This is a genomic window from Amycolatopsis nivea (genome assembly GCF_004522235.1).
Taxonomy (GTDB): Bacteria; Actinomycetota; Actinomycetes; order Mycobacteriales; family Pseudonocardiaceae; genus Amycolatopsis; species Amycolatopsis nivea.
In genome coordinates, this window is record NZ_SDLT01000046.1 from 66,745 (window position 1) to 73,509 (window position 6,765).

General features: G+C 68.8%; 10 protein-coding genes. 4 read left to right on the forward strand and 6 right to left on the reverse strand.

Translation table 11 applies throughout. The annotated features are described in order from the left end of the window. Window positions 1-26: 26 nt before the first annotated feature. The 3 genes from EIZ44_RS37860 to EIZ44_RS37870 all read right to left on the reverse strand — a co-directional run bounded on the left by EIZ44_RS37860 (window position 27) and on the right by EIZ44_RS37870 (window position 1,434). On the reverse strand, window positions 27-344 hold the full coding sequence (locus EIZ44_RS37860) for a DUF6191 domain-containing protein (RefSeq protein WP_199817775.1): 318 nt from the start codon (window positions 342-344) through the stop codon (window positions 27-29). Window positions 345-385: 41 nt separating this feature from the next. Beyond that, window positions 386-679: a hypothetical protein gene (locus EIZ44_RS37865; RefSeq protein WP_134733897.1), complete on the reverse strand. Its 294-nt coding sequence runs from the start codon at window positions 677-679 to the stop codon at window positions 386-388. Between the two features lie 197 nt (window positions 680-876). Continuing rightward, window positions 877-1,434, reverse strand: a complete 558-nt coding sequence (locus EIZ44_RS37870; RefSeq protein WP_134733898.1) for a hypothetical protein — start codon at window positions 1,432-1,434, stop codon at window positions 877-879. Between the two features lie 111 nt (window positions 1,435-1,545). Between EIZ44_RS37870 and EIZ44_RS37875 the strand changes: the two genes are divergently transcribed. Beyond that, window positions 1,546-2,175, forward strand: coding sequence for a LysE family translocator (locus EIZ44_RS37875; RefSeq protein ID WP_134733899.1), 630 nt, complete (start codon window positions 1,546-1,548; stop codon window positions 2,173-2,175). 105 nt (window positions 2,176-2,280) lie between these two features. Here the strand turns inward: EIZ44_RS37875 and EIZ44_RS37880 are convergent, their stop codons facing one another. Further along, the gene (locus EIZ44_RS37880) at window positions 2,281-2,664 is read right to left on the reverse strand and encodes a hypothetical protein (RefSeq protein WP_205673432.1); all 384 of its coding nucleotides are present in this window, start codon (window positions 2,662-2,664) and stop codon (window positions 2,281-2,283) included. 94 nt (window positions 2,665-2,758) lie between these two features. On the opposite strand from EIZ44_RS37880, the gene EIZ44_RS37885 reads away from it, so the two are divergent. Continuing rightward, a complete protein-coding gene (locus tag EIZ44_RS37885) occupies window positions 2,759-3,349 on the forward strand; it encodes a TetR/AcrR family transcriptional regulator (RefSeq protein ID WP_037815429.1) in 591 nt (196 codons plus the stop codon). Window positions 3,350-3,355: 6 nt separating this feature from the next. Here the strand turns inward: EIZ44_RS37885 and EIZ44_RS37890 are convergent, their stop codons facing one another. Further along, entirely contained in the window at window positions 3,356-3,901 is a 546-nt protein-coding gene (locus tag EIZ44_RS37890) for a Uma2 family endonuclease (RefSeq protein WP_134733900.1), read from the reverse strand. Further along, a complete protein-coding gene (gene murA / locus EIZ44_RS37895; RefSeq protein ID WP_134733901.1) occupies window positions 3,898-5,172 on the reverse strand; it encodes a UDP-N-acetylglucosamine 1-carboxyvinyltransferase in 1,275 nt (424 codons plus the stop codon). The genes EIZ44_RS37890 and murA overlap by 4 nt, the downstream gene beginning before the upstream one ends. A gap of 61 nt (window positions 5,173-5,233) precedes the next feature. Between murA and EIZ44_RS37900 the strand changes: the two genes are divergently transcribed. Further along, window positions 5,234-5,800: a cob(I)yrinic acid a,c-diamide adenosyltransferase gene (locus EIZ44_RS37900; protein ID WP_134733902.1), complete on the forward strand. Its 567-nt coding sequence runs from the start codon at window positions 5,234-5,236 to the stop codon at window positions 5,798-5,800. Beyond that, a partial coding sequence (locus EIZ44_RS37905; protein WP_134733903.1) for an alpha/beta hydrolase occupies window positions 5,782-6,765 on the forward strand: 984 nt, incomplete at its 3' end. The genes EIZ44_RS37900 and EIZ44_RS37905, both read left to right, overlap by 19 nt.

Below are 6,765 nucleotides of genomic sequence, written 5' to 3' on the forward strand. Positions count from 1 at the left end.
ACCGCCCGAGTGTACCCGCCGGTAACTTAATCGGCGGAGTGGATTCGGCCACTCCCGGGTGAAGCCCCGGGCCGGACGACCACTACCCCGCGGTCGAGGTCGACGGTACCCAGCGGAGGCGCTCCCTGCGCGTCCTCCTCGAGGGTCATCTCCACCGAATCCCGGTGCTCGAGCTCATTGCGCTTGGTGCCGTAGAGGAACGCGGTGACCTCGTCGAGGTACGTCGAGGACAATCGCGCCTTGAGCCGGGACGGCTTGTTCCTCCGGCGCAGCTCCCATCCGCCGACAATCAGCAGCACGATGGTGGCGACCGGCAGCGCGAGACCCAGCAAGGTCAGCAGCATGTTTCACCCAACGACCGGGGCGCGCGGAGCGTTCCGGGCGATCAGCTCGGCGACGTGCTCCGCTTCCTCGAAGCAAGCAGTTCGGGCAGCATCATGGAGAGCGACGACTGCACCCGGTACTGCTGATCGCGCAGAGTGGGCCGGAAGTCGACGGTGCCGGTGCCGTGGTCGAGCACTCGCGGTTCGCGCAGCTCCGGATGCCAGATCCAGCGGAACTCGATGCCGCCCGGACGGTCGGCGACGAAAATGAGCCTGCGATCGGTCACCAGGTAAGTCAGCACCCCGAGCAGCAGCTTCCGCTGCCGGTTCCGCTCGGCGGACAGTCCGGTCAGCATGCCGAAGAAGCCCCGGGACCAGTGCGACCCACCACCGCTACGACGTAGCCGTGATAATCGCGGTAACGCCGCACGAACCGCTGCGGTTACCCGGACCAGAGCAGTTGTTCGCCTTCGGACAGTGGGTACATGACGCCCTCCTCGCTCCCGGAGAGAGCACGCCGCCTGGTTCGACTGGGTTGCCCGGCTGGCCGGAGTCAGCTGGATGTTCCGCCCGACGGCTGGAGAGTGCGGAGTGTCCGAGCGATCAGTTCGGCGACGTGCTCCGGCTCCTCGATCGCGATCAGTTCGGGCGTCATTGTCGTGAGCGACGACTGCGCCTGGAACTTCTGGTCGCGCAGCCGGACGCGCGAGGGCCCCTTGAAGCTGACGGTGCCGGTCCCGTCGCCGTGGTCGCGCACCCGCGGCTCGTCCAGGTCGGGAAGCCACACCCAGCGGAACTCGATGCCGCCCGGACGGTCGGCGACGAAGACGAGCCTGCGATCGGTCACCAGGTAAGTCAGCACGCCGAGCAGCAGCTTTCGCTGCCGGTTCCGTTCGGCGGTCTGCGCGACCGCCGCGCCGAAGAAGCCCGGCAACAGCGCAAGGACGGCGAGCTCCATGCCGAGCTTCACGCTGGCGAAAACGCCTAGCGCGCCTAGCGCGGCGAAGCCCACCGTCGCTGCGACGTACCCGTGAAAGTCCGCGTACCGACGCGGGTACCGCTGCGGCCGCCCAGACCAGAGCAGGTGCTCGCCTTCTGCCAGTGGAAACATGACGCCCCCTCTTCCCGAAGAGAGCACGCCGTTCGGTTCGCCCAGGTTGCCGAACCGGTGTGACGGAAATCCGCGAGACGTCGGCCGGTCCGGGATCTACCGTGGTCAGACGTGACGTGGAGCGGGTACGGCAGTTATCTGGTGATCGTGGTTCTCATCGTGCTCGCGCCGGGGCCGGACACGATGGTGATGCTGAAGAACGCCCTGTCCGGCGGCACGCGCGGCGGCTTGCTGGCCACAGCGGGCATCTTCGCCGGCAACGCGGCGCAGGGCACGGCCGCGGCGCTCGGGCTCGGCGTCGTGATCGCCCGTTCGCAGCCGGTGTTCCTCACGCTCAAGTGGCTCGGTGCCGCATACCTCCTGTTCCTCGGCTTCCAAGCGCTGCGCGGCGCCTGGCGCGGCAACTACGACGCGGTCGCCGACACCCAGCGCAAGCGCACCAGCGGCTTCCGGCGGTGGCGCGAAGGGTTCCTCTCGAACATCACGAACCCCAAGGTGCTGGTGCTGTACCTGTCGGTGCTGCCGCAGTTCCTCGACCCGGTGCGCACGACGACCTGGGACGCACTGGTGCTCGCGTACACGGTCGCCGTGCTGGGCACGATCTGGCTGCTGGTGCTGCTGTTCTTCGTGCACCGCGTCCGCGCGTGGCTCAGCCGCCGCAAGGTCCGCCGCGCGCTGGACGGGGTGACCGGCACCGCGCTGGTCGGGTTCGGCGCGGCGCTGGCCCTCGAATCCTCGTGAGCGTTGGCGGACGACGGAGTGTCCGCGATGTCCTGAGACATCAACTGTCGGCGATGTCCTGAGACTCAGCAGCCGGTGAGAACCGGCGCCAACACGCACGAGAACTCACAGCACGTCGTCCAGCCAGTCATAGATCCGGCCGCTCGCGAGCCGCATCGCGCCGACGTGGCAGTGTGCGTCCGCGCCCTCCGCCGCGGTGAAGTTCAGCAGCTTCTTCGGGCCGCTGATCCGGTCGTACAGCTGCTGCGGCTGACCGGTGAAGAACAGGTCCTCCGGGGCGTCGCAGATCAGCGCCGGGCACGTGATGCGCTCGGCCACGCCGTCGTGGAGGTTGTACTCGAGGTACTTCGCCAGGAACTCGCGATCGGTCGCGCCGCCCATCACGTAGCGGCCGTGGCCCAGCGCCCAGCGGACGGTCGGGTTCTGCTGCACGAATCCGGCCATGTCGTGCTGGACCAGCAGGTCGAGCGCGTGATCGATGAGCTGCATCGAACCCCCTCCTCAGGAATGGACGAGACGGTACCGTCTCATCCACAATGTACACGGGACGGTACCGTCCCGTCCACACGCTATGCTGATCGCCATGACGACCCGCCGGACGCCGACCGGAGCTGCCGTGCTGCAGCCCGACGTCACCTACGCCATCACCGAAGCCGTGATCGACGAACTGGCCGACCACGGCTTCGGCAGGCTGTCGATGGAAGCGGTCGCGAAACGCGCGGGCGTCGGGAAGAGCGCGCTGTACCGGCGCTGGCCGTCGAAAGACGAAATGATCGGCGCGGTCATCGCGGAATTCAGCGTGGCGCGCGCGGTGGACCCGGACACCGGCAGCCTGCGCGGCGATATCCGGGCCTCGCTGGAAGCGCTCTGCGAATGGATCACGCATCCGCGGTTTTCGCGGATCTTCCCCGGGCTGATCGCGGAAGCCCGCCGGAACCCGGCCATGGCCGAATTCGCCCGCCTGACGATCGGCGGCCCTCGGCGGGCGGTCAACCGGGCGGTGTTCACGAGAGCGATCGAGCGCGGGGAGATCCCGGCGGACACGGATATCGAACTGGCGCTGGATATGGGCGCGGGAATCGTTTACTGGCGGCTGATCGTGCGCGGGGTTCCGGCGGAGGAGGGGTATTTGGACCAGGTGACGGATTTGGTGGTGCGGGCGTTGAGCGCGTAACCGGCTTTACAGCAGGGTTTTCAGTTCCAGCGACACTTCGACCGGAGTGGCGACCTGGAAAGTGCCCTGGTGCGCGCCGGTCGGGACGTACGAGCGGGTGGTCGCGTCGAGTCGGTAGCAGAAGACGGTAAGCCCGCCGACCTCGTCGGTGGTGTTCTCGACCCGCCAGAACTGCGGAATCCCGGCGGCCGCGTACTCAGCGGGTTTGTCGATCTGATCGACAGTGATCGATCCTGGCGACATCACCTCGACAACGAGGCGGCAGTGCTCCGGGCGCAGCACTGCGTCGGTGGGCAGATCTGCGTCGTAGACGACCAAGTCCGGACGCCGGTTCAGCAACGGGACATCGCGCAGCCGGAGGTCGACGTCGAACTCTACGGCGAGCTCGCTGCCGCAGGCCGATTCGAGTTCGTAAGACAGCCTCCGAATGATTCGCTGATGCCTTCGCGACCGCATCGGCCGAGCACGGATTACCCCGTCGACGACCTCGACGTCGCGGCAGCTTTCTTCGTCCCGCTCCGCGTAGTCGCCTGCGGAGCACCCGTCGCTCAAGCCCGCTCCGGCTCCCCCGTCACCCGCTCGATCCGGGCACCCAGCCGGTTCAGGTTTTCCACGAAATGCGGGTACCCGCGGTCGATGTGGAACACGTCCCACACCTCGGTCACCCCGTCCGCGCACAGTCCGGCCAGCACCAGACCCGCCCCGGCGCGGATGTCCGACGCCCACACCGGCGCGCTCGACAGCTTCTCCACGCCCCGGACCACCGCGTGGTGGCCGTCCGTGCGGGCGTCGCCGGAGAGCCGGATCATCTCTTCGATGAACCGGAACCGGGCCTCGTACACGTTCTCGGTGATCATCGACGTGCCCTCGGACACCGCCGACAGCGCGACCGCGAACGGCTGCAGGTCGGTGGCGAAACCGGGGTACGGCAGCGTCACCCAGTCGACCGCCTTCGGGCGTTCCGGCTGGACGACGCGGAAGCCCTTGTCGTCGTAGGTGGTCACCTCCGCGCCGGCCAGGCGCAGTTTGTCCAGGACCAGGTCGAGGTGGTGCGGGTTCACGCCGCGCACGGTCAGGTCGCCGCGGGTCATCGCGGCGGCGAACGCCCAGGTCGCGCCGACGATGCGGTCGCCGATCACGCGGTGTTCGGTGGGGTGCAGCGTCTCGACCCCGTGGACGGTGAGCGTCGAGGTGCCCGCGCCCTCGATCTTCGCGCCCATCTCGGTCAGCATCGTGCAGATGTCGGCGATTTCCGGCTCGCGGGCGGCGTTGTCGATCACTGTCGTGCCCTCGGCCAGCACGGCCGCCATCAGGATGTTCTCGGTCGCGCCGACGCTCGGGAAGTCCAGCCAGATCTGGGTGCCCACCAGCGTCTCGGCCTTCGCGACCACGCAGCCGTGCTCGATGGTGCTCGTCGCGCCGAGCTTGCGGAGGCCGTTCTGGTGCATGTCGAGGGGACGCTGGCCGATCGCGTCGCCGCCGGGCAGCGCGACGACCGCCTGCTTCAGCCTGCCGACCAGCGGGCCCAGCACGCACACCGAGGCGCGCAGCTTGCCCATCGCGGCCGAATCGGCGCGGTGCGACAGCTCCGCGGGCGTCGTGATGCGCGCCGTGTCGCCCTCGATCTCCACCTCGCAGCCGACGCTGCGCAGGACGTCGCCCATCAGCGGGACGTCCAGGATCTGCGGGCAGTTCGTGATGGTCGTGGTGCCTTCGGCCAGCAGTGCCGCGGCCATCAGTTTCAGCACGCTGTTCTTCGCGCCGACCACGTCGACCTCGCCGACCAGCCGGGCTCCGCCATGCACGTCGAAGTGCTCGCTCATGGCCGCCAATCATGCCCTCTCGCCCAGTTTTGCCCGAACCCGGGCCGGTAGAGTCGAACGTATGGTGGTTCGTATCAACCGGGTCTACACGAAGGTCGGCGACAGCGGCACGACCGCGCTCGGCGACGGTTCCCGGGTGCCCAAGACTTCGGCCCGGCTGTCCGCCTACGCCGACACCGACGAGGCCAATTCCGTGCTCGGCCTGGCGATCGCGCTCGGCGGGCTCACCGACGAGATCACCGCCGTGCTGCGCCGGATCCAGAACGACCTCTTCGACGTCGGCGCGGACCTGTGCCTGCCGATCCAGGAAGACCCGCCGTACGAGCCGCTGCGCATCACCGAGGCGTACCTGGAGCGGCTCGAAGGCTGGTGCGACGAGTTCAACGAGCGGCTGCCGAAGCTCACGTCGTTCATCCTCCCGGGCGGCACCCCGGGCGCGGCGTTCCTGCACCAGGCGCGCACGGTCTCCCGCCGCGCGGAACGGTCCGCGTGGGCGCTGATGGAGGCCGAGCCGGACACGTCCAACCCGATCGCGGCCAAGTACCTCAACCGGCTCTCGGACCTGCTGTTCATCCTCGCCCGGCTAGCCAACCCCGAAGGCGACGTGCTGTGGCAGCCGGGCGGCTGATCGCGGCAGGCGCCTCCGTCCTGGCGACGGCAGGCCTCGCCGCGGGCGGCTGGGCCGCGCGGAACCGCAAGACGTACGACTGGGCGCTGGCCCGCACCCGGCGAGCCGGATTCACCGAGCACGACGTGGTGGTCAACGGCTCGAAACTGCACTACGCCCAAGGCCCGGCGGCCGACAAACCGCCGCTGCTGCTGATCCACGGCCAGGCCGTCGACTGGCAGAGCTACGCGCGCGTGCTGCCGGACCTGGCGCGGGACTTCACGGTCTACGCGGTCGACGTCCACGGGCACGGCCAGTCCGCGCGGACGCCGGAGAAGTACACGGCGCCCGCCGTCGGCACCGACCTGGCGCGGTTCGTCGAGGAGGTCATCGGCACGCGGGTCGTCGTGTCCGGGCATTCGTCGGGCGGCCAATTGGCGGCCTGGCTCGCCGGGAACCGGCCGGACCTGGTGAGGGCGGTCGTGCTGGAGGACCCGCCGCTGTTCACCACCCTGCTGCCGCGGGCGGAGAAGACCTGGAACTGGGTCGACCTCGCCACGGCCTGCCACACGTACCTGCAGTCCGGCGAATCCGACTGGGGCGCCTACCTCTTCGCGCACCAGAAGCTCTGGGACTTCTTCGGCGACGGCGCGGAACGCATCATCCGCTCCGGGCTCAAGCGGCGGGAAAAGCATCCGGACCGGCCAATCACGGTGTTCTTCATGCCGCCGAGCTGGAACGACATGCAGCGCGCGATCGAGCACTACGACCCGCGGTTCGGGGACGCGTTCTACACCGGCGCCTGGGACGAGGGCTTCGACCACGAGGCGACGCTGCGCAAGATCGAAGCTCCGACGATCTTGATCCACGCGAACTGGAAGTACGGCGAGGACGGCGTCCTTCAGGGGGCGATCGACGCGGAGGACGCGGAGCGGATCGCCTCGCTGATCGGCGACGTCGAGGTCGTGCGGGTGGACAGCGGACAC

Bases quoted from the DNA above. Each gene is read 5' to 3' on its own strand.
- EIZ44_RS37900 (WP_134733902.1), top strand. From the start codon at position 5,234: ATGGTGGTTCGTATCAACCGGGTCTACACGAAGGTCGGCGACAGCGGC.
- EIZ44_RS37880 (WP_205673432.1), bottom strand. From the start codon at position 2,664: ATGCAGCTCATCGATCACGCGCTCGACCTGCTGGTCCAGCACGACATG.
- EIZ44_RS37865 (WP_134733897.1), bottom strand. From the start codon at position 679: ATGCTGACCGGACTGTCCGCCGAGCGGAACCGGCAGCGGAAGCTGCTG.
- EIZ44_RS37860 (WP_199817775.1), bottom strand. From the start codon at position 344: ATGCTGCTGACCTTGCTGGGTCTCGCGCTGCCGGTCGCCACCATCGTG.
- EIZ44_RS37870 (WP_134733898.1), bottom strand. From the start codon at position 1,434: ATGTTTCCACTGGCAGAAGGCGAGCACCTGCTCTGGTCTGGGCGGCCG.
- murA (WP_134733901.1), bottom strand. From the start codon at position 5,172: ATGAGCGAGCACTTCGACGTGCATGGCGGAGCCCGGCTGGTCGGCGAG.
- EIZ44_RS37885 (WP_037815429.1), top strand. From the start codon at position 2,759: ATGACGACCCGCCGGACGCCGACCGGAGCTGCCGTGCTGCAGCCCGAC.